Source organism: Ruegeria sp. AA3 (assembly GCF_056542905.1).
On record NZ_JBQGAQ010000009.1, the window covers coordinates 80,596 to 101,957 of the forward strand.

General features: G+C 54.8%; 20 protein-coding genes. 12 read left to right on the top strand and 8 right to left on the bottom strand.

Going from position 1 to position 21,362, the window contains the following annotated elements; genetic code table 11:
* The first annotated feature begins 99 nt into the window (after positions 1-99).
* The 7 genes from ACR0JR_RS15770 (at position 100) to ACR0JR_RS15800 (ending at position 7,475) form a co-directional block, all read left to right on the top strand.
* Positions 100-549 (top strand): CopD family protein, encoded by a 450-nt coding sequence (locus ACR0JR_RS15770; protein WP_480456961.1) that lies wholly within the window; start codon positions 100-102, stop codon positions 547-549.
* A 126-nt stretch (positions 550-675) separates the two neighbouring features.
* Positions 676-1,947: a transcription termination factor Rho gene (gene rho, locus ACR0JR_RS15775; RefSeq protein WP_010442979.1), complete on the top strand. Its 1,272-nt coding sequence runs from the start codon at positions 676-678 to the stop codon at positions 1,945-1,947.
* Positions 1,948-1,977: 30 nt separating this feature from the next.
* The gene (gene mnmE / locus ACR0JR_RS15780) at positions 1,978-3,264 is read left to right on the top strand and encodes a tRNA uridine-5-carboxymethylaminomethyl(34) synthesis GTPase MnmE (protein WP_480456962.1); all 1,287 of its coding nucleotides are present in this window, start codon (positions 1,978-1,980) and stop codon (positions 3,262-3,264) included.
* A 12-nt stretch (positions 3,265-3,276) separates the two neighbouring features.
* Positions 3,277-5,145, top strand: a complete 1,869-nt coding sequence (gene mnmG, locus ACR0JR_RS15785; RefSeq protein WP_480456963.1) for a tRNA uridine-5-carboxymethylaminomethyl(34) synthesis enzyme MnmG — start codon at positions 3,277-3,279, stop codon at positions 5,143-5,145.
* Positions 5,142-5,765, top strand: coding sequence for a 16S rRNA (guanine(527)-N(7))-methyltransferase RsmG (rsmG, locus tag ACR0JR_RS15790; protein WP_480456964.1), 624 nt, complete (start codon positions 5,142-5,144; stop codon positions 5,763-5,765). The genes mnmG and rsmG overlap by 4 nt, the downstream gene beginning before the upstream one ends.
* Entirely contained in the window at positions 5,758-6,561 is an 804-nt protein-coding gene (locus ACR0JR_RS15795; RefSeq protein WP_480456965.1) for a ParA family protein, read from the top strand. The genes rsmG and ACR0JR_RS15795 overlap by 8 nt, the downstream gene beginning before the upstream one ends.
* Positions 6,562-6,581: 20 nt before the next feature.
* On the top strand, positions 6,582-7,475 hold the full coding sequence (locus ACR0JR_RS15800) for a ParB/RepB/Spo0J family partition protein (RefSeq protein ID WP_480456966.1): 894 nt from the start codon (positions 6,582-6,584) through the stop codon (positions 7,473-7,475).
* Here the strand turns inward: ACR0JR_RS15800 and ACR0JR_RS15805 are convergent.
* From ACR0JR_RS15805 to rph, 4 genes are read right to left on the bottom strand one after another with little or no spacing between them, the layout of a single operon-like run.
* Entirely contained in the window at positions 7,465-7,818 is a 354-nt protein-coding gene (locus tag ACR0JR_RS15805) for a YbaN family protein (RefSeq protein ID WP_480456967.1), read from the bottom strand. The genes ACR0JR_RS15800 and ACR0JR_RS15805 overlap by 11 nt on opposite strands.
* Before the next feature lie 3 nt (positions 7,819-7,821).
* On the bottom strand, positions 7,822-8,976 hold the full coding sequence (gene hemW, locus ACR0JR_RS15810; protein ID WP_480456968.1) for a radical SAM family heme chaperone HemW: 1,155 nt from the start codon (positions 8,974-8,976) through the stop codon (positions 7,822-7,824).
* Complete coding sequence (rdgB, locus tag ACR0JR_RS15815; protein WP_480456969.1) at positions 8,966-9,580, bottom strand: RdgB/HAM1 family non-canonical purine NTP pyrophosphatase; 615 nt, start codon at positions 9,578-9,580, stop codon at positions 8,966-8,968. The genes hemW and rdgB overlap by 11 nt, the downstream gene beginning before the upstream one ends.
* Positions 9,577-10,290 (bottom strand): ribonuclease PH, encoded by a 714-nt coding sequence (gene rph / locus ACR0JR_RS15820; protein ID WP_480456970.1) that lies wholly within the window; start codon positions 10,288-10,290, stop codon positions 9,577-9,579. The genes rdgB and rph overlap by 4 nt, the downstream gene beginning before the upstream one ends.
* Positions 10,291-10,402: 112 nt before the next feature.
* Between rph and hrcA the strand changes: the two genes are divergently transcribed.
* Both hrcA and ACR0JR_RS15830 read left to right on the top strand, forming a co-directional pair.
* A complete protein-coding gene (gene hrcA, locus ACR0JR_RS15825) occupies positions 10,403-11,467 on the top strand; it encodes a heat-inducible transcriptional repressor HrcA (RefSeq protein ID WP_010442969.1) in 1,065 nt (354 codons plus the stop codon).
* 10 nt (positions 11,468-11,477) lie between these two features.
* Positions 11,478-12,041 (top strand): nucleotide exchange factor GrpE, encoded by a 564-nt coding sequence (locus ACR0JR_RS15830; protein ID WP_010442968.1) that lies wholly within the window; start codon positions 11,478-11,480, stop codon positions 12,039-12,041.
* Positions 12,042-12,101: 60 nt separating this feature from the next.
* Here the strand turns inward: ACR0JR_RS15830 and mutS are convergent, their stop codons facing one another.
* Positions 12,102-14,717 (bottom strand): DNA mismatch repair protein MutS, encoded by a 2,616-nt coding sequence (gene mutS, locus ACR0JR_RS15835; protein WP_480457023.1) that lies wholly within the window; start codon positions 14,715-14,717, stop codon positions 12,102-12,104.
* Between the two features lie 160 nt (positions 14,718-14,877).
* Here mutS and ACR0JR_RS15840 point away from each other — a divergent pair, with 160 nt between their 5' ends.
* Entirely contained in the window at positions 14,878-17,133 is a 2,256-nt protein-coding gene (locus ACR0JR_RS15840) for an NADP-dependent malic enzyme (RefSeq protein ID WP_480456971.1), read from the top strand.
* Positions 17,134-17,136: 3 nt separating this feature from the next.
* The gene (locus tag ACR0JR_RS15845) at positions 17,137-18,009 is read left to right on the top strand and encodes a ribokinase (protein ID WP_480456972.1); all 873 of its coding nucleotides are present in this window, start codon (positions 17,137-17,139) and stop codon (positions 18,007-18,009) included.
* Here ACR0JR_RS15845 and msrA read toward each other — a convergent pair.
* The 3 genes from msrA to ACR0JR_RS15860 all read right to left on the bottom strand — a co-directional run bounded on the left by msrA (position 18,006) and on the right by ACR0JR_RS15860 (position 20,412).
* The gene (gene msrA, locus ACR0JR_RS15850; protein ID WP_170780064.1) at positions 18,006-18,677 is read right to left on the bottom strand and encodes a peptide-methionine (S)-S-oxide reductase MsrA; all 672 of its coding nucleotides are present in this window, start codon (positions 18,675-18,677) and stop codon (positions 18,006-18,008) included. The two genes, ACR0JR_RS15845 and msrA, sit on opposite strands and share 4 nt — an antisense overlap.
* Before the next feature lie 91 nt (positions 18,678-18,768).
* On the bottom strand, positions 18,769-19,050 hold the full coding sequence (locus ACR0JR_RS15855) for an SCP2 sterol-binding domain-containing protein (protein WP_480457024.1): 282 nt from the start codon (positions 19,048-19,050) through the stop codon (positions 18,769-18,771).
* 135 nt (positions 19,051-19,185) lie between these two features.
* Positions 19,186-20,412 carry an argininosuccinate synthase gene (locus ACR0JR_RS15860; RefSeq protein WP_480456973.1) on the bottom strand — a complete coding sequence of 409 codons (1,227 nt, stop codon included), beginning with the start codon at positions 20,410-20,412 and terminating at the stop codon, positions 19,186-19,188.
* Positions 20,413-20,551: 139 nt separating this feature from the next.
* On the opposite strand from ACR0JR_RS15860, the gene ACR0JR_RS15865 reads away from it, so the two are divergent.
* Entirely contained in the window at positions 20,552-21,319 is a 768-nt protein-coding gene (locus ACR0JR_RS15865; RefSeq protein ID WP_480456974.1) for a hypothetical protein, read from the top strand.
* The last annotated feature ends 43 nt before the right edge of the window (positions 21,320-21,362 follow it).

Here is a 21,362-nt window from a genome sequence, read left to right on the forward strand (position 1 = left end):
AAAAGTAATCCACCGAATTTGATCTCCCTACAAAACCATCTTCCTTTTTCTTTCTATATTTTTTTATTAGGAGGGTTTCAGGCAAATCCAGGAAGCCCAATGACCGACATTCTTTTTAAAATATACCCTTGGGTGAAATCACTGCACATCATGGCGGTGATTTCTTGGATGGCCGGGTTGTTCTATTTGCCCAGACTGTTTGTATATCACGTCGAAAAAGCGCAGTCCGTGAATGGTGCGCAGGAAATTTTCTTCGAAATGGAAGAAAAGCTGATGCGCGTGATCATGCGTCCAGCAATGATCGTTGCCTGGGTCTGCGGGCTGATCATGGTGTTCACGCCCGGTATCGTTGGATGGGATTGGAGCTGGCCTTGGGTCAAAGGTGCAGCTGTGATCGGAATGACCTGGTTTCATCATTGGTTGATTGCACGGCGCAAGGACCTTGCTGAGGGGCGAAATAAGCTCACTGGGCGGCAGTATCGCATGATGAATGAAGTTCCGACCATTCTGATGGTTGTGATCGTTCTGGCGGTCGTTCTGAAGTTCTAAGGGCCTGTTTGACTCTTCTTAAGTAAGCGCTTATCTATCGCGTAACGCGCCCGTCCGGGCGAGGTATCTTCCGTTCTGAAATTCCACTCTGGTGCCGCGGTCCAAGCGGCCGAGGTTCGTATCATCATGACAACTGAATCCCTGAATCTGGCTGACCTTAAGGCCAAAAGCCCCAAAGACCTGCTCGCCATGGCCGAGGAGCTTGAGATCGAGAACGCCTCGACCATGCGCAAAGGCGAAATGATGTTCCAGATTCTGCGCGAACGTGCGGATGAGGGATGGACCATCGGTGGCGATGGCGTGCTGGAAGTGCTGCAGGACGGCTTTGGCTTCCTGCGCTCGCCTGAAGCGAACTACCTGCCGGGCCCAGATGACATCTATGTTTCGCCTGACATGATCCGTAAGCATTCGCTGCGCACCGGAGATACGGTTGAAGGTGAGATCAAAGCGCCTGACGAAAACGAGCGTTACTTTGCGCTGACCAACGTCACCAAGATCAACTTTGAGAATCCGGAAAAAGCCAAGCACAAGATCCTGTTCGACAACCTGACGCCTCTGTACCCAGATGAGCGTCTGAAAATGGAAATCGAAGATCCGACCATCAAGGACAAATCGGCCCGCGTGATCGATCTGGTTTCACCGATTGGTAAAGGTCAGCGTTCGCTGATCGTGGCGCCACCGCGGACCGGTAAGACGGTGATCCTGCAGAACATCGCGCATTCGATCGAGCAGAACCACCCGGAGTGTTATCTGATCGTCCTGCTGATCGACGAACGCCCGGAAGAGGTGACCGACATGCAGCGCTCGGTGAAGGGGGAAGTTGTGTCTTCGACCTTCGATGAACCTGCAACGCGCCACGTGGCCGTATCCGAGATGGTGATCGAAAAAGCGAAGCGTCTTGTCGAACATAAACGAGATGTTGTTATTCTTCTCGATTCAATCACAAGACTTGGTAGGGCGTTTAACACCGTGGTGCCATCCTCGGGTAAAGTTCTGACCGGTGGTGTGGACGCAAATGCCCTTCAACGGCCTAAGCGATTCTTTGGTGCGGCGCGGAATATCGAAGAGGGCGGTTCGCTGACCATCATCGCCACCGCCCTGATCGATACCGGTAGCCGGATGGACGAAGTGATCTTTGAAGAATTCAAAGGCACCGGCAACTCGGAAATCGTTCTGGATCGCAAGATCGCGGACAAGCGTGTGTTCCCGGCCATAGACATCCTCAAGTCCGGCACAAGGAAAGAGGACCTGCTGGTCGATAAGGGTGATTTGGCCAAGACCTTCGTTCTGCGCCGCATCCTTAACCCGATGGGTACGACCGATGCGATCGAGTTCCTGTTGTCGAAGTTGAAACAGACGAAGACGAACGGCGAGTTCTTCGATTCGATGAACACCTGACACAGGTCTTAACCAACGCGAGGCCTTCGAATGGATACGATATTCGCCTTGGCCAGCGCGCAAGGCAAAGCAGGGGTGGCGGTCATCCGCCTCTCTGGCCCGCATGCGCATTCTGCGGCCAACATTTTGGCCGGTGGAGGCCTGCCATCACGCGGGATGACGGTTCGGACGCTTAGCGCCGCCGATGGGACGCGGTTGGATGAGGGTTTGGTCCTGACCTTCAAGGCTCCCTCCAGCTTTACGGGAGAGGACGTGGCCGAACTTCAGATTCATGGTAGCATGGCTTCGGTTAACGCCGTATTGGCATCTTTGTCGGATATGGATGATCTCCGTCTGGCAGAGCCGGGTGAGTTTACCCGGCGCGCTTTGGAAAACAGTAAGATGGATTTGGCGCAAGTCGAAGGCCTTGCAGATCTGATTGACGCAGAAACCGAAGCGCAGCGGAAACAGGCGCAAATAATTTTGGCAGGTGCTTTGGGCAGCTTGGCTGAAGGGTGGCGGCGCGATCTGATCCGTGCGGCATCCTTGCTTGAGGCTGTGATTGATTTTGCCGATGAAGAGGTGCCCACAGATGTAACGCCCGAAGTCCGCACATTGATTTCAGATGTCATGGGCGAACTGACCCGAGAGGCGAAAGGTGTTCGCATCGCTGAGCGGATCCGCTCTGGCTTTGAAGTTGCCATTGTTGGTCTTCCAAATGCGGGGAAATCGACTTTGTTGAATGCCTTAGCTGGACGCGAGGCGGCTATTACGTCTGAATATGCCGGGACAACGCGTGATGTGATCGAAGTTCGTATGGATCTTGCAGGATTACCAGTTACTCTGCTTGATACAGCCGGTTTGAGAGAAACCGAAGATCATGTCGAAAATCTAGGGATCGAGCTGGCCCGCAAACGGGCCGATGCTGCTGACTTGCGTGTATTCCTAACGGATACACCTGACGATTTAGGCATTCAGATGCAGGAAGATGACATTCATGTTTTGCCGAAATCTGACTTACGAGAAGCTGATGGGCGTGGGATATCCGGTAAAACCGGGCAGGGAATTGACTACCTTATCGACAATATATCGTGTATCTTAAGTGATCGGGCTACTAGCCATGGTATTGCGACCCGCGAGCGCCATCGGGTTGCGATGACAAAGGCAGCGGAAGCGTTGGCTGCGGGACAGACAGTTCTGGAATCGGGACCAGATATGTATGATATAGCAGCTGAGGAACTGCGAACAGCCATTCGCGCTCTTGAATCTCTGGTTGGACGAATAGATGTCGAAACCCTTCTGGATGAGATCTTCGCTAGTTTCTGCTTAGGTAAATGAGGAGTGTTTCACGTGAAACATTCAAAATTTGATGTCCTTGTTATCGGTGCCGGGCACGCAGGTACCGAAGCCGCACATGCAGCAGCGCGCATGGGCGTTAAAACTGCTTTGGTGACTCTGTCTGAACAGGACATCGGCGTCATGTCGTGTAATCCGGCGATTGGAGGGCTAGGTAAAGGACATCTGGTTCGAGAGATCGATGCACTTGATGGTGTAATGGGGCGCGTCGCGGATCGTGCAGGTATTCAGTTTCGTTTGTTGAACCGGCGCAAAGGCCCGGCTGTTCAGGGCCCCAGGGCGCAAGCAGACCGGGCCCTTTACCGGGCTGCCATGGCAGAAGAAACTGAGAAACAATACAACTTATCGGTTATCACAGGAGAAGTAATTGAATTCCTGATGGACGGTCATCGTGTTGTCGGAGTTAAGCTAGCAGACGAATCTGAGGTTCCGGCGCAGGCGGTCATTTTGACGTCTGGAACATTCTTACGCGGAGTAATCCATATTGGGGACGTGTCTCGTCCCGGAGGTCGTATGGGCGATCGCCCATCAATTCGGCTGGCAGAGCGCTTAGATGAGTTTGCATTGCCCATGGCGCGCCTGAAGACTGGTACGCCTCCCCGATTGGATGGCCGGACCATAAACTGGGATATATTAGAACGTCAGGATGGCGACGCGGAGCCAACCCTGTTTTCATTCATGTCTAGGTCGGTGACAGCCCCACAAATTGCATGTGGTATAACTCACACGAACGCACAAACGCATGAGATTATAGAAAAAAATATATCGCGTTCTGCCATGTATGGCGGGCATATCGATGGTGTCGGCCCAAGGTATTGCCCGTCCATTGAAGATAAGATCGTTCGATTTGCGGACAAGGAGTCCCATCAGATATTCTTGGAACCGGAAGGGGTTCAGGATAATACAGTATACCCAAATGGTATTTCTACCTCGTTGCCGGAAGATGTTCAGGCTGCCTACGTTCAATCGATTGTTGGACTAGAACATGCAAAAATCCTGCAACCAGGATATGCGATCGAATACGATTATGTTGACCCGCGTATCCTGTCGGCGTCTTTGTCCGTTCCTGATGTGCCTGGTCTATATCTTGCGGGTCAGATCAACGGTACTACAGGATATGAGGAGGCGGCTGCACAAGGCTTGGTCGCCGGGTTGAATGCTGCGTTAGAGGTGCAGTCTCGAGCGCCCTTCTATTTTACCCGTTCAGACAGCTACATCGGGGTGATGATTGATGATCTTACCACCCGCGGGGTTGCTGAACCTTATAGGATGTTCACGTCACGGGCTGAGTTTCGGCTATCCCTCCGTGCTGATAATGCAGATCAAAGACTGACCCCGATAGGGGAGGAACTGGGCTGTGTTGGGGCGCAGCGCCGGGGCCTATTCGCGACTAAGCTCGAAAAGCTAGCGGCTGCCAAGGCCAGTCTAACTGCGCGAACGTATACTCCTAAAGAAATTTTGGCTGCTGGGATTAATGTTAATCAGGATGGAAATCGTCGCGACGGGATGGCTGTACTCGCCTTTCCTGACGTGTCTTTTGAAAATATTGTCCTGCTTGAACCTGAATTGGAAGGAACAGAGAGGGAAATCCGCCGTCAGGTTGAACGCGATGCCTTGTATGCAAACTACATAGCGCGCCAGCAACGTGATGTTGAAGCAATGAAGCGAGACGAGACCCATGAAATACCTCGGGATTTCAACTATTTTGGACTGGACGGATTATCGTCGGAAATGAAGCAAAAGCTGTCACAAGCCAAACCGGCCAATATTGCTCAAGCTGGTCGCGTTGAAGGTGTGACCCCGGCTGCATTAACTTTGGTCCTGGCTAAGCTCCGGCGCGACGTGAAAGCTCGCAACGCATGAAAGGTCAAGGCGTTGCCATCGCTGAGAAACTGAATGTTTCACGTGAAACATTCGAACGTCTCGCGATCTATGTTGCATTGCTTGAGCGTTGGAATCCGAGAATCAATCTAGTTTCAAGGAACAGCCTGAAGGATATCTGGGTTCGTCATATTCAAGATTCAGTTCAAGTATTCAGAACATCAAAGCCTGTGGATCATTGGGTTGATTTAGGCAGCGGTGGCGGGTTTCCCGGAATGGTCTGTGCTATTATGGCATTAGAGTCCGCACCAGAAACCCGATTTACGTTGGTTGAAAGTGATCAGAGAAAATCCGCATTTCTTCGAAATGTGGCCCGGGAATGCGGGGCGAATTGCACGGTCTTAGCACGAAGAATCGAAGCAATTGATCCCTTGGGCGCGGATATCTTGTCGGCTCGGGCATTGGCGGATTTGACCAACTTATTATCTTTTTGCGACAGGCATTTAGGTGAAAATGGTGTAGCTTTGTTGCCAAAAGGCGCAACCTGGAAAAAAGAGCTTTTAGACGCACGCAAGGAATGGAATTTCGACGCCGATCCTATTAAAAGTCTTACAGAACCTCAGTCTGTTATCCTGAAAATCAAAGGAGTTGCGCGTGGTTGATCTGTCTCGTCCTGCCGGACCTCGGATAATCGCGGTTGCCAATCAAAAAGGCGGGGTGGGGAAAACCACGACTGCAATCAATCTGGCAGCTGGGTTGGCCGAGGCAGGTTGCAAGGTTTTGGTCGTAGATCTTGACCCCCAGGGCAATGCCTCAACGGGATTGGGGGTCGAAGATCGCGATTGGACAACCTATGACCTAATATTGGACGACGCATCGTTGGAAGCAGTGGTACAGGAAACAGAAATTAAAGATCTTTTTGTAATTCCGGCCACCGTTGACCTAAGTTCAGCAGATATTGAGCTGATCTCGAATGAGAAACGCAGCTATTTATTGCATGATGCGCTGCGCCAGACGGCGATTGACTCGTTTGATCTGGATTTTGTTCTGATCGATTGTCCGCCATCTTTGAATTTGCTCACTGTAAACGCCATGGTAGCAGCTCATTCTGTCCTTGTGCCCTTGCAAAGCGAGTTCTTTGCACTCGAAGGCTTGTCGCAGTTGATGCTGACTATCCGCGAAGTACGTCAGACCGCGAATCCTGACCTCAGGATCGAAGGTGTTGTGTTGACCATGTATGACAACCGCAACAACTTGTCCCGTCAGGTCGAAAAGGACGCTCGTGACAATCTTGGTCAGATGGTATTTAAGACCAAGATACCAAGAAATGTGCGGGTCAGCGAGGCGCCATCATATGCGCTTCCAGTACTGCAATATGATTCGGGCTCACTCGGGGCGATGGCATATCGGCATTTGGCGCGAGAAGTCATGTATAAGAACAACAAAGTAGCCATCTAAGTGGCCGTCAGGAGGGCAACATGAATGCCAGGAAAGGAAAACCCCGAGGACTAGGTCGCGGATTGTCGGCATTAATGGCTGATGTTGCACCAGAAGCAGATGGTCGTATCTCGTCGGAACCTCGCCGCCCCGACCTTACAGTGCCGATTGAGAAGCTGCAGGCAAACCCGGATCAGCCGAGACGTCGATTTGCGCAAGAGCAGCTGGATGAACTTGCCGCATCAGTCAAAGAAAAAGGCATTATTCAACCTTTGATTGTGCGAAGTATAGCAGGTGGCCAATATGAGATTGTCGCCGGTGAGCGCCGGTGGCGCGCCGCTCAGATGGCGCAACTCCATGATATTCCAGTAATTATTCGCGAATTTGATGATACCGAGGTGCTCGAAGTCGCGATTATCGAGAATATTCAGCGTGCTGATCTGAATGCCGTGGAGGAAGCGGCAGGATTCAAGCAGTTGATGGATCGCTTTGGACACACGCAGGAAAAACTTGCCGAAGCTTTGGGTAAAAGCCGAAGCCATATTGCCAACCTGTTGCGTCTGCTGTCTTTGCCAATGGATGTGCAAACACTTGTGATTGAGGGGAAATTGTCTGCCGGTCATGCAAGGGCCTTGATCACAGCAGCAGATCCTTCGGAATTGGCCAAACAAGTAGTGCGTGACGGTCTTTCCGTGCGGGCTACTGAAGCGCTGGTCAAAAAACAACAAGATGGTCCGGATAAGCCAGCACTGAAATCCAGAAATCTAAATGCTGGGAAAGATGCAGATACGCGCGCCCTCGAAAAGGATTTGTCAGCTATTCTGGCAATGAAGGTCACCATCAACCACAAACCTGGATCAGAAACGGGGCAGGTGGTTTTGTCTTATGAAAACCTTGATCAGCTGGATGATCTTTGCGCAAAGCTTAGCCGCTAGGGCGGGTCCAGATAAAAAGCATGACGCCGCTTAGCACAACGGCCTGAATGATCAGGACGTGTGAAGGCACGGACAGCAACACCGACAGGCCAAATACGGCGGCAACCGACAGGGTGGCCGCCTTTTTTGCGCCAGGCCTAATTACGCCCGAGCTCTGCCAGTCGACAATTAGCGGACCAAAGGTCTGATGGGTTAGCAGCCAATTATGTAGCCTTGATGAAGAGCGCGCAAAGAAAAATGCCGCGAGCAGAAGAAACGGCACTGTTGGAAGCAAGGGTAAGACCACTCCAACCATGGCGAGCGCGACGCAGACCAACCCCAAACCAGCCCAGAGATATCGCATTTGTTACTCCAATAGCTCTCGGATAACGGCATTGAGAACGGCGCGGCCCTGAGATGTGGCGCGAAGCTGGTCGTCTTCCAGGGTCAACATGCCCAGATCGGCCAGCGTATCAAGTTTTTCCTGCGGCAGGTCTTCGCCCGAGAGTTGCTTGTATCTATCTATATTTAGGCCCTCTGTAATCCTAAGGCACATCATAAGGTATTCAAACGCTTGTTCACGCTGTGTTAGTTGGAACCGGTTGCTTTCTCCACTTCCATTTTCAACGGCGGCCAGCCATTTGGTTGGCGAAAGAAAGGTCTCGGTCGCAAATTTGTGGCCATCAAGGGTGATCCGCCCGTGTGCGCCTGGCCCGATACCCACGTAATCACCATAGCGCCAATAGATCAGGTTGTGCTGAGACTCCGCTCCGGATCGGGCGTGGTTTGAGACCTCATAGGCGGGTAAACCATGGGCCTCGCATATCTCTTGCGTGGCCAGATACATCTCCGCCGCGCTGTCATCCTCGGGCAGACCGCGGAGCTTACCAACTGCATAGCGATCTCCGAACGCCGTACCCTCTTCGATGGTGAGTTGATAAAGCGACAGGTGATCGATCGCCATCGACAGGGCCTCAGCCAACTCAGCGCGCCACGCGTCCAGAGTTTGATGTTGTCGGGCATAGATCAGATCAAAACTGATACGGTCAAAGCAGCTACGGGCAATATCAAAAGCGGCGCGGGCTTCAGCCACAGTGTGAATACGACCCAGGCGGCGCAGGTCATCGTCGTTGAGGGCCTGCACACCCATTGAAATACGGTTCACACCTGCATCGCGATAGGCTGCAAAGCGACCAGCCTCGACCGAGCCGGGGTTGGCTTCAAGTGTGATCTCCATATCGTTGGCGGGGCGCCAAAGGGTGCGGGCCTCGTCGATGATGGCAGAGATGGTGTCTGGCGCCATCAGCGAAGGCGTGCCACCGCCAAAAAAGATCGTGTTAAGTACCCGACCTTGCGTTTCACTGGCTGCGCGCTTTAGCTCATTCAGATAGCTATTAAGCCACTGTTTTTGATCAATACTCCTGGAAACATGGCTGTTGAAGTCACAATAAGGACACTTGGCCTCGCAAAAGGGCCAATGCACATACAGGCCAAAGCCCCCGTTGCGCCAATCATCCGCCAAAGCAGCCTTTCACGAACATTTCCACCGCGCGGCCGCGATGGCTGATCTTGTTCTTTTCCCAACGATCCATCTCGGCAAATGTAATGTCGTGTCCTTCGGGGACAAACATAGGGTCATAGCCAAAACCATCCTTGCCACGAATTGGCCAGGTCAAATGGCCTGGGGCCACGCCTTCGAACACTTCGTCATGCCCGTCAGGCCAGGCCAGAACCAGCGTACAGCGGAATTGCGCTGTGCGAGGGTGGGCAGCGTTCTTCGCTTCCAGCTCGTTATGTGCGCGGGTCATCGCCATCAGGAAATCACGGCCATTGCCGGTTTCTGCCCAATCGGCGGTGTAGACGCCTGGCGCGCCATCCAGCGCGTCAATTGTGATTCCGGAATCGTCCGACAGGGCGGGCAGGCCGGTGGCTTGCGTGGCGGCGTGGGCCTTAATCCGTGCGTTGCCGACGAAGGTATCCTCTGTCTCTTCTGGTTCAGGCAGGGCCAATTCACCAGCACCCACGACGGCAACACCAAAGGGTTCGAGGAGATGTGCCATCTCCTCAAGCTTGCCTTTGTTGTGTGTGGCGACAAGCAGCTTGTCCCCGTTGAACTTACGAGTCATGCGGTGGCGGCTTTCTGTGCGGCAGCCAGTTCAGCCACGCCCTTTTCCGCCAGATCCATCAATTGGTCCATCTGTGCGCGGCTAAAGACGGATCCCTCGGCACTCATTTGCACTTCGATTAGTTTGTTAGAGCCGGTCATGATAAAGTTGCCATCGACGCCGGCCTCGCTGTCCTCGGGATAGTCGAGGTCCAAAACTGGCTGACCCGCGTAGATTCCGCAGGACACGGCGGCGACGGGATCAACCAAAGGATCCGAAATAACATCGCCTGTTTTCATCAGCTTATTCACTGCCAGACGCAACGCCACCCAACCGCCAGTGATCGATGCACAACGTGTGCCGCCATCGGCCTGAATTACATCGCAGTCGACAGTGATCTGGCGTTCACCCAATGCAACTCGGTCTACACCGGCACGCAGAGCACGGCCGATCAGGCGTTGAATCTCTACGGTGCGGCCACCTTGCTTGCCGCTTGCCGCTTCACGCCGCATCCGCGTATTCGTCGCGCGGGGCAGCATGCCGTATTCGGCGGTGACCCAACCCAGGCCCGAGCCTTTTATAAATGGTGGAACGCGGTCCTCGATCGTGGCGGTGCACAGTACATGGGTGTCACCCATCTTGATCAGGCAGGAACCTTCGGCATGTTTGGTAAAGCCGGTTTCAATTGAAACGGCGCGCATTTCGTTTAGATCACGTCCTGAGGGTCGCATGGAAAATCCTTTGTTTGCTGGGTTGGGGATACCGCTCTGCAGCGTTACGATGCAACCCCGATTGACCTTTCTTGTGCCTGCTATTTAATGACGATCCAGCAGAGGATTGCCGATGAGCGAAGCGAGCAAAATTCTGAGCGAGATGAACGACCGGTCACGTGAGGTGTTCCGGCTGATCGTCGAAAGCTATCTGGACAGCGGTGAGCCGGTCGGCAGCCGCACCCTGACACGCACGCTTTCGGAAAAAGTCAGCGCGGCGACCGTGCGTAACGTGATGCAGGATCTGGAATTCCTGGGCCTGCTGGACAGCCCGCATGTCAGTGCTGGTCGGATTCCGACGCAGCAGGGGCTGCGGATGTTCGTCGACGGATTGCTTGAAATGGGCGATCTGGGCGCGGATGATCGGCAGAAGCTGGACGAAACATTAGGCTCTAACGCGGGCGATGTTGGCGGAATGTTAGATCGTGTGGGATCGGCATTGTCACACGTGACACAAGGCGCTTCGCTGGTTCTGACACCCAAACATGAGGCTGAGATCAAGCATATTGAATTTGTCTCGCTCGGTCATGATCGCGCTTTGGTGGTTCTGGTCTTCTCGGACGGGCAGGTCGAAAACCGGCTGTTCACACCTCCGCCCGGGCAAACACCAAGTTCGATGCGTGAGGCTGCGAACTTCCTCAATGCGCTGATCGAAGGGCGTACGCTTAGCGAAGTGCGTCGCCAGATGCTGTCGCAGATAGATGCGCGGAAGCAGGAAATCGATATTTTGGCGCGTGAGATGGTCGAAAGCGGCATTGCTGCATGGGACGGGGATGGCAGCGACTCGGCTCGATTGATCGTACGCGGACGCGCGAATCTACTGAATGAACCGGGTCAGGCTGAGGAGCTGGATCGAATCCGCACCCTGTTTGATGACCTTGAGCGCAAACGTGACATCGCTGAATTCCTGGAATTGACCGAGGAAGGTGAGGGTGTGCGCATTTTTATTGGCTCTGAGAACAAACTTTTCTCACTTTCGGGTTCCTCTTTGGTGGTGTCTCCATATATGAACGCTGATCGTAAGATAATCGGTGCGGTTGGGGTCATCGGGCCCACACGTCTGAATTACGGACGGATCGTGCCGATCGTGGATTATACGGCGCAACTGGTTGGGAAGTTGATTTCCGACCGGAGCTAGAGGGTAAGAGATGGCAGAGCCCAAGAACGAAGATTTTCTGGACGACATCATGTCCGCAGAAGCAGAAGAGCTGGCCGAGGAATTTGCTGAGATCAGCGATGAAGCTCTGGAGTTGGACGAATTGCGCGCAGAGCGCGACGACTACAAAGACAAATTCATGCGTGCGCTTGCCGACGCTGAAAACGCCCGTAAGCGTGGCGATAAGGCACGTCGGGATGCCGAGCAGTACGGTGGATCCAAGCTGGCGCGTGACATGTTGCCGGTCTATGACAACATGAAGCGGGCGCTCGAGGCCGCAACCGATGAGCAAAAAGAGCTTGCTGCCGGCTTGTTGGAAGGCGTCGAACTCACCATGCGTGCGCTGAAGGACGTTTTCCAGAAGCACGGTATCGAAGTAATTACACCTGAGGTGGGCGACCGGTTTGATCCGAACGTTCATGAAGCGATGTTTGAGGCACCGGTTCCTGGCACCAAAGCAGGCGACATCATTCAGGTTTCGGCAGAAGGTTTCATGCTACACGACCGTCTGTTGCGCCCGGCGCAGGTAGGTGTTTCGTCGATGCCTGCGGGCTGATTGGCTTCAAAGAAGCCAAGCCTTCGGCGAGAGTATTTTTGAAAAGATGAAGGGGGGGGGTCAGGATTTGGCCGCCTCTTTTAGTTTGTATATCAGGTCAAGGGCTTCGCGCGGGGTCAATTCGTCCGGCAGGATTTCGTCGAGTATATCCGTAACGGGTGTGGCCTTGGGGGCGGGAGGTGGCGGCGGTGGAGCGGCTGAAAACAAGGGCAGATCGTCGATCAAGGCTTTTTGCTTGCCTCCTTCGCGCTCAGTTTTTTCCAACTGGTCCAGAACAACACGCGCGCGTTCGACAACTGAGGCGGGCAGGCCAGCAAGTTGAGCAACCTGGACGCCATAGGATCGGTCGGCGGCACCTTTATGAACCTCGTGAAGGAAGATCACCTCTCCCTCCCATTCCTTGACGGCTACTGTGGCGTTGTCTACGCCCTCCAGACTTCCTGCTAGAGCCGCCAATTCATGGTAATGCGTTGCAAAAAGAGCGCGGCATTGATTGGCGGCGTGTAGGTGTTCCAGCGTGGCCCAGGCGATCGAAAGTCCATCATAGGTGGCAGTGCCACGGCCGATTTCATCAAGAATGACCAGCGCGCGGTCGTCGGCCTGGTTGAGGATGGCTGCGGTTTCAACCATTTCGACCATGAAAGTTGATCGACCGCGCGCAAGATCATCTGAGGCGCCGACGCGGCTGAAGAGCTGGCTGACCACCCCGATATGCGCTTGCTCAGCAGGGACATAACTGCCCATCTGAGCAAGCAAGGCAATCAGCGCGTTCTGCCTCAAGAAGGTCGACTTACCGGCCATGTTCGGCCCGGTCAGCAACCAGATGGCGGCGCCATCTACAGCGCTAAGATCGCAGTCATTCGCAACGAAAGCATCGCCGCCTTGCTGGCGCAACGCGTGTTCAACAACCGGATGACGTCCACCTTCCACCTCAAAGCTGCGCGAGCTGTCGACCTGCGGACGACACCAGCTTTCCCCACGCGCTAGATCAGCCAAAGAAGTGGTCAGATCTAGTTCTGCCAGGCCTCGAGCCGCTTGATTCAGTCGGACGGCACAGTCCAGAATTTCGTCAGAAAGCCTTTGATAGAGCCGCTTTTCAATCTCCAACGCCAGATTTCCAGCGTTCAGGATGCGGGTTTCGATCTCGGACAGTTCCACGGTTGTGAATCGCACCTGATTGGCGGTGGTCTGGCGGTGGATATAAGTCTCAGAGAATTGAGGGCTCAGCATCTTCTCGGCATGGGTGGCCGTGGTTTCGATGAAATAGCCCAGCACGTTGTTGTGCTTGATCTTCAACGAAGTGATGCCAGTGTGTTTCGCATATTTCTGCTGAAACCCCGCAATAACAGAACGGCCTTCATCGCGCAGCGTGCGGGCCTCGTCCAGCTCGGCGTCAAAACCCGGAGCGATAAATCCACCGTCGCGCGCCAGGAGGGGTGGTTCAGCAATCAATGCCTCGTCGAGTAGGTTCAGTAGGTCATCGAATCCAACGAGGTTCTGCAGAGCGGTTGCCAGCAGGATTGGCAGATCCTGGCCCTCGCAAATTCCGGCAATCGCAGCAGCCTGAGTCAGCCCGTTACGAATGGCAGCCAGGTCACGGGGACCACCGCGTTCCAGTGACAGACGAGAAAGGGCGCGGTCCAGATCTGGTGTTTTACGTAGGGCTTCGCGTAGTTCCGAAGCAATTAGACTGTCTTCGGCTGCGAAACTCACGGCGTCCAACCGGGCGTTAATGACGTCCAGATTGCGCGAAGGACTGGATAGGCGCTGTTCCAGCAATCGCGCGCCACCTGGTGTAACTGTACGATCAACCACCGAAAGCAAAGAGCCCGAGCGACCACCGGACAAGGATCGGGTCAGTTCAAGATTACGACGTGTGGCCGCATCTATTTGCACTACCCGGTCCTCGGACTCTTTCAGTGGAGTTTGCAGAAGGGGTAGTTTTCCTTTCTGCGTGATCTCCAAATAGTCGATCAGCGCGCCCATAGCCGAAATTTCGGCGCGTCCAAAATTGCCGAATGCATCCAGCGCGCCGACGTGAAACAAGCCGCAGATGCGCTTTTCAGCAGCAGTGCTGTCAAAGCTGGCACGTCCCACCGGGGTTAACGAAATGCCCAGATCGCGCACCGGTTCTTGCAACATCTGTTCTGTCCCGTCGGCCACGATTAACTCGGACGGGGCAAGCCGCGCCAGTTCGGGGCTGAGGCGTACGGAGGTCAATGGCATTACATGAAACGCACCCGTGGAAATATCAGCCCACGCCAGCGCGGCCTCATCCCGTACCTGGGAGTAGGCGGCCAGAAAGTTATGACGCCGCGCCTCCAGAAGCGCGTCTTCGGTCAGTGTTCCCGGAGTAACCAAGCGCACAACATCGCGCTTTACAACTGATTTAGAGCCTCTTTTCTTCGCCTCCGCTGGGCTTTCCATCTGCTCACAGACCGCAACACGAAAGCCCTTGCGGATCAAGGTCAGAAGATACCCTTCAGCAGAATGCACTGGCACGCCGCACATCGGAATGTCGGTTCCGTTATGCTTTCCGCGCTTGGTTAAGGCGATGTCCAGCGCTTCGGCCGCGTTGACGGCATCTTCAAAGAACATCTCATAGAAGTCGCCCATGCGATAAAACAACAGGGCGTCTAGATGGGCCTCTTTGATCTCAAGATATTGCGCCATCATCGGCGTGACTGTGGACAAAGGCGGCCCCCTTCTTGCGTGTTCCGGCGCGACCTTACAAATCCCGCATCTTCTGTAAAAGCCGAAAACTCATTCCCGTTGAGGCGCGGCTCTGCCTGCGCTATGAGGCAAAAGCCCTTAAGTCATGGAAACGACCTGTAAGATGCCCAAAGCGAAGATCACCAAAGAAGAGGCGTTGGCCTTTCACCTCGACCCGACCCCTGGCAAGTGGGAGGTGCAGGCCACCGTTCCCATGACCACGCAGCGCGATCTGTCGCTGGCCTACAGCCCTGGCGTTGCGGTTCCATGTGAAGCCATCGCTGAAGCGCCCGAGACCGCCTATGATTATACAAACAAGGGCAATTTGGTTGCTGTGATCTCGAATGGCACCGCCGTTCTGGGCCTTGGGAATCTTGGCGCGCTGGGCTCAAAACCGGTGATGGAAGGCAAATCGGTCCTGTTCAAGCGGTTCGCTGATGTGAACTCGATCGATATCGAACTGGATACCGAAGACCCTGATGAATTCTGCCGCGCGGTGCGTCTGATGGGGCCGACCTTCGGCGGTATTAACCTTGAGGACATCAAAGCGCCTGAATGTTTCATCATCGAACAGCGCCTGAAGGAAGAGATGGATATCCCAGTCTTCCACGATGACCAGCACGGAACAGCGGTGATCTGTGCAGCGGGCCTGCTGAACGCACTGCACATCTCAGGCAAAAAGATTGAAGATGTGAAAATTGTACTGAACGGGGCAGGTGCTGCTGGGATCGCCTGTATCGAACTGCTTAAGGCAATGGGCGCGCGGCATGAGAACTGCATTGTCTGCGATACCAAGGGCGTGATCTATCAGGGCCGGACCGAGGGCATGAACCAGTGGAAATCAGCCCACGCGATCTCGACCGATCTACGCACTCTGGAAGATGCCATGAAGGGCGCGGATGTCTTCCTTGGCGTGTCGGTCAAAGGGGCTGTGACGCAGGATATGGTGGCCAGCATGGCCGACAATCCGGTCATCTTTGCGATGGCGAACCCCGATCCCGAAATCACACCGGAAGAGGCGCATGAGGTCCGCGTTGATGCGATCGTTGCGACGGGCCGTAGCGACTATCCGAACCAGGTGAATAACGTTCTGGGCTTTCCTTATCTATTCCGCGGCGCGTTGGATATTCATGCCCGTGCGATCAATGACGAGATGAAAATTGCGTGCGCCCATGCGCTGGCACGATTGGCACGTGAAGATGTGCCGGATGAAGTAGCAATGGCCTACGGCAAGTCGCTTACTTTTGGGCGCGACTACATCATCCCGACCCCGTTTGATCCGCGACTGATCCACCGTATCCCGCCTGCGGTTGCCAAGGCTGGTATGGATACCGGCGCGGCGCGACGTCCGATCATCGATATGGACGCTTATGAGCTGAGCCTGAAATCCCGCATGGACCCGACGGCGAGCATCTTGCGTGGCCTGAACGCACGTGCGCGTCAGGCGCAAAGCCGGATGATTTTTGCCGAGGGCGACGATCCGCGCGTGTTGCGCGCAGCCGTCATGTACCAACGCTCGGGCTTTGGGAAGGCGCTGGTTGTAGGACGACCGGACGATGTCAAAGAAAAGCTCGAAGCCGCTGGTCTTGGGGACGCGGTGCGCGAGATTGAGGTGGTGAACGCGGCCAATACCTTACATCTCGAGGCCTATAAGGATTTTCTCTATCAACGGCTGCAGCGCAAAGGGTTTGACCACAAGGACATTCACCGCCTCGCTGCGCGGGACCGACACGTCTTTTCGTCTCTGATGCTGGCGCATGGTCATGCGGATGGCCTGGTGACCGGCGCAACGCGCAAGTCGGCGCATGTTCTGGACCGCATCAACCATGTGTTTGACGCCGATGCCGCCCATGGCGCGGCGGGGGTTACCGCCTTGTTGCACAAGGGGCGGATCGTTCTGATTGGCGATACGCTGGTGCATGAATGGCCGGATGAGAATGATCTGGCCAATATCGCTGAACGCGCGGTTGCGGTCGCGCGTCATATGGGGCTGGAACCTCGGGTGGCCTTTGTCAGTTTCTCGACCTTCGGTTACCCGGTGTCTGAACGTGCTGAGAAGATGCACCGTGCTCCGGTAGTGCTGGACGAGCGCGGCGTCGATTTCGAGTACGAAGGGGAGATGACGGTTGATGTGGCCCTGAATGTGGATCAGCAGGAAGCTTATCCGTTCCAGCGCCTGACCGGACCAGCGAATATCCTGATTGTTCCCGCGCGGCACTCGGCCTCGATCTCGACCAAGCTGATGCAGGAAATGGGTGGAGCTACCGTGATCGGCCCAATCCTGTCCGGAGTCGACAAGCCGATCCAGATCTGTTCGACAGTTTCGACCGCGAATGACATTCTGAACATGGCCATTCTGGCCTCCTGCGATATTGGGTAAATCATGACGATATGGAACCTCGGCTCAATCAACGCGGATATGGTCTACGCCCTGCCGCATTTGCCCGCAGCGGGTGAGACACTTGCGGCCAGCGGGTTGCAGAGGTTTCTAGGCGGCAAGGGCGCCAACATGTCGGTGGCTGCGGCCCGCGCAGGGTCACGGGTTTCGCATATCGGCGCGGTCGGGTCAGATGGCCTTTGGGCGCGAGACAGGCTGACCGAATATGGCGTGGACACGCGGCATATTGCTGAGGTGGAAGTACCCACGGGTCACGCTATCATTGCGGTGGATGCGCAGGGCGAAAACCTGATTGTTTTGTTTCAGGGTGCAAACCATGCCATTTCGAACGACCAACTTGGACAGGCGTTGTCCTCGGCCGTTTCGGGTGACCTGCTGGTGATGCAGAACGAAACCAATGCTCAAATTGAGGCCGCCAAACTGGGTTGCGAAATGGGGCTGACCGTGTGCTATGCGGCCGCTCCATTTCAAGCCGAGGCGGTACAGGCGGTTCTGCCGTATCTGGACTTTTTGATCCTCAACGAAGTCGAAGCTGAGCAATTGCAGGATGCAACGGGCCTGGCCCCGTCAGACCTGCAGGTCGAGCATGTTATCGTCACCTTTGGCTCAAAAGGTTCGCGATATTATCAGCGGGGTCATAAACCACAAGCGTTTCGGGCGCATAAGGTCAACGCCGTGGATACCACGGGTGCTGGTGACACTTTTACCGGCTATGTGCTGGCGGGCATGGATCGGGGCATGCCAATGGAGCAGGCAATTGCACAAGCAAACCGTGCCGCGGCCCTGATGGTCACGCGGCACGGGACAGCCGATGTTATTCCTGATCTAAAAGAGTTACGCGAAGCGCAGCTGGATTAGGAACCGGCAAAGGGTGCTTCGCTTCCCCACAATTGCTTGACGCGCGCATCGCGACCGCAGGCTTTGCGGTATGCTTTGTACGCGTTCTTTTGGCGCTTGGGGCCAAACCGGGTCAGGACCAGCTTGTCGCCCTTGTAATAATCCTGATGATAGGCTTCCGCCGGATAAAACGTGCCGGCCTGCAGGATCGGTGTGACCACCGTTTGACCCAACGCGTTTTGCGCGCTGCTCTTGGCCTGCTGCGCCAACGCCTTTTCCCCTGTGTTAGAGACGAAAATGGCGGTCCGATAACTCTCACCACGATCGCAGAACTGACCTCCCGCGTCCGTTGGATCGACCGAACGGAAGAACATGTTCAGCAAGGTTTCACGGGAAACGCGGGCGGGATCGAAGGTGATCTGCACCGCCTCGTAATGCCCGCTTCCGCCTTTTGAGACCTGATCATAGGTTGGGTTCTCGGTCGTACCGCCCGTATAACCCGAAACTGCACCTATTACCCCGGGCACTGATTCGAAATCGGATTCGACACACCAGAAACAACCCCCGGCTACGGTCAGCGTTTCTGTCCCCGCCGCAAGGGCTGGCAAGGCGCGCAGCATTGCGACCAACAGGATCAGCACAAACAGAAGCGAAGGTTTCAGGCAATCAAGGTAAGTGGTCCGGGTCATGGCAGGTCTCCTTCCGAAACCAAGCTGCCCGCTGGATTGCGCTTGTGCAATGTGCTGACATGATTTGTCACGCGCTGGTGAGACGAGTTTATCAGCCCAGCAACTGCCCCAGCTTCATCGCCACATTCATATTGCCCGAGATCTTGAGCTTGCCCAGCGCCACCCCGGTCATCGGGTTCAGCTTACCGGTCAGCAGTTTGGTCAGGTTATCGCGCGAGATACGGATGGTGCAATCGGTCTCGCGATCTTTGGTTGAGGCAGTGTTGTCGGCCAGGACAATCACGCCATCCTCACCGCAATCGAATTTCAGTGATCCGTCAAAGCCCTTGCCATTCAGACCTTTCTGAATTCCGTCGGCGATGTCTTGCAGCATGATCCGTCCTTCTTTGGTTGACGTATGCGTAAAGACAAACGCCTGATCCGGGCAAGCCTGACCTGACGGGAACCGTGCAAAGAAAAACCCCGGCGCCTTATCGGACACCGGGGCCGTTTTTCGAATTCAGATTGCTTACTTGTTCAGTCGTTTGTCACGCGCCGCCAAGAGTTTCAGGCGCAGTGCGTTCAGCTGGATGAAGCCTGCTGCGTCTTTCTGATCGTATGCGCCGGCGTCTTCCTCAAAGGTCACGTGTGCTTCGGAATAGAGCGAATGATCCGACCAGCGGCCCACGGTCGAGGCCAAACCTTTGTACAGTTTCACGCGGACGGTGCCAGTAACGTACTCTTGTGATTTGTCGATGGCCGCCTGCAGCATCTCACGCTCGGGGCTGTACCAAAAACCGTTATAGATCAGCTCAGCATATTGCGGCATCAACTGGTCTTTCAGATGCATCGCACCGCGATCCATGGTGATGGATTCGATGCCACGGTGCGCTTCCAACAGTATGGTGCCACCGGGAGTTTCGTAGATGCCGCGCGATTTCATGCCAACGAAGCGTCCTTCGACCAGATCGAGACGGCCAATACCGTGCTTGCCGCCATATTCGTTCAGCTTGGTCAGGATGGTTGCGGGGCTCATCGCCTCACCATTGATACTGACCGCGTCACCATTTTCAAAGCCGATCTCGATAAACTCGGGCTCATTAGGCGCGTCCTCGGGGTGGACGGTGCGCTGGTAGACGTAATCGGGGGCCATATCGGCGGGGTCTTCCAGAACCTTGCCTTCGGACGAGGTGTGCAGCAGGTTGGCGTCGACCGAAAACGGCGCTTCGCCGCGCTTGTCTTTGGCAATCGGGATCTGGTTCGCCTCAGCAAATTCCAGCAGACGGGTGCGGCTGGTCAGGTCCCACTCGCGCCAGGGGGCAATCACCTTGATGTCGGGGTTCAGCGCGTAAGCCGCCAGTTCGAACCGCACCTGATCGTTGCCCTTGCCGGTCGCGCCATGGGCGACGGCATCAGCACCGGTCGCCTCAGCAATCTCAACCAGACGTTTCGAGATCAGAGGTCGCGCGATGGACGTACCGAGCAGGTATAGACCTTCATAAACCGCGTTGGCGCGGAACATGGGGAAGACGAAATCGCGGACGAATTCTTCGCGGATGTCCTCGATATAGATGTTCTCGGGCTTGATCCCAAGCAACTCTGCCTTTTTGCGGGCAGGCTCAAGCTCTTCACCCTGACCCAGGTCGGCGGTGAAGGTCACGACCTCACAGCCATACTCGGTCTGCAGCCATTTCAGAATGATTGAGGTATCAAGGCCACCGGAATAGGCCAGAACAACTTTCTTGGGCGCGGACATCTGACTTCCCTTTATGCGTAGAACGACTGGCCCCTAGCGGGTTTTGGACGCGGGGGCAAGCTGTGTGGATTGACGCAGGGCGGGAATTGAGGTGAAACGGTCCGTTAGAGAACAAGGAATAGTTGAGAGGGCGGTTTTTATGCTGGGATTAGAGATATTCGTGCATTCGGTGAGAATGGTTCTTAGGAATCTGACACAGGCATTGCAGATTTCTGTTGTACCAGCGTTGATTGGCGGTTTCCTAGCAATCGGCTTGTTCTTTCTGTTCGGCATCCCTTTTGAAGAATTTAACAGTGAAACCACTGGCTTTCCTGACGGTGTAACGGCGGCATCCTTCACCGGATTTCTGCTCTGCTTTATGGCCGTTATCTTTGGGGTCATGCTTTGGATTGTCGTGTCGTGGCACCGCTTTGTTCTTCTTGAGGAATATCCAAGCGGTTTGGTTCCGCCTTTCAGGTTCGACCGTGTTCTCGCCTATTTCGGGCGTCTCCTGATGCTCGGCCTAATCGCTATTATCATCATGATACCGGGGACGTTGATCATGAGTATGATGGCGCAAGCCTCTGCAGTGCTGGGAATTCTGGTTTGGCTGGGTTTGATTATCTTTCTCACCATCGGATTCTATCGGGCCTCCCCGATTTTGCCCGCCGCAGCGATCGGAAAACCCCTAAAGCTGTCTGAGGCTTGGCAGGCGACCTCTGGCGCAAGCGGAGCAATCGCACTTCTGGTCGTCTTGTCCATCCTCTTCCAATTGTTGCTTCAGCTACTAGCGTCACTGCTGCTGTTCGTCCCGATCATCGGTATCTTCATTGTCTTGTTTGCGAGCATGCTGATCGTCCCATTGATCAATGTTAGCATCCTGACGACGATCTATGGTGTGTTCATCGAGAAACGCGAGTTGTCCTGAGCCCGTACACATATGTATTCCTTGCCCTTTTAGCGGTGATCGG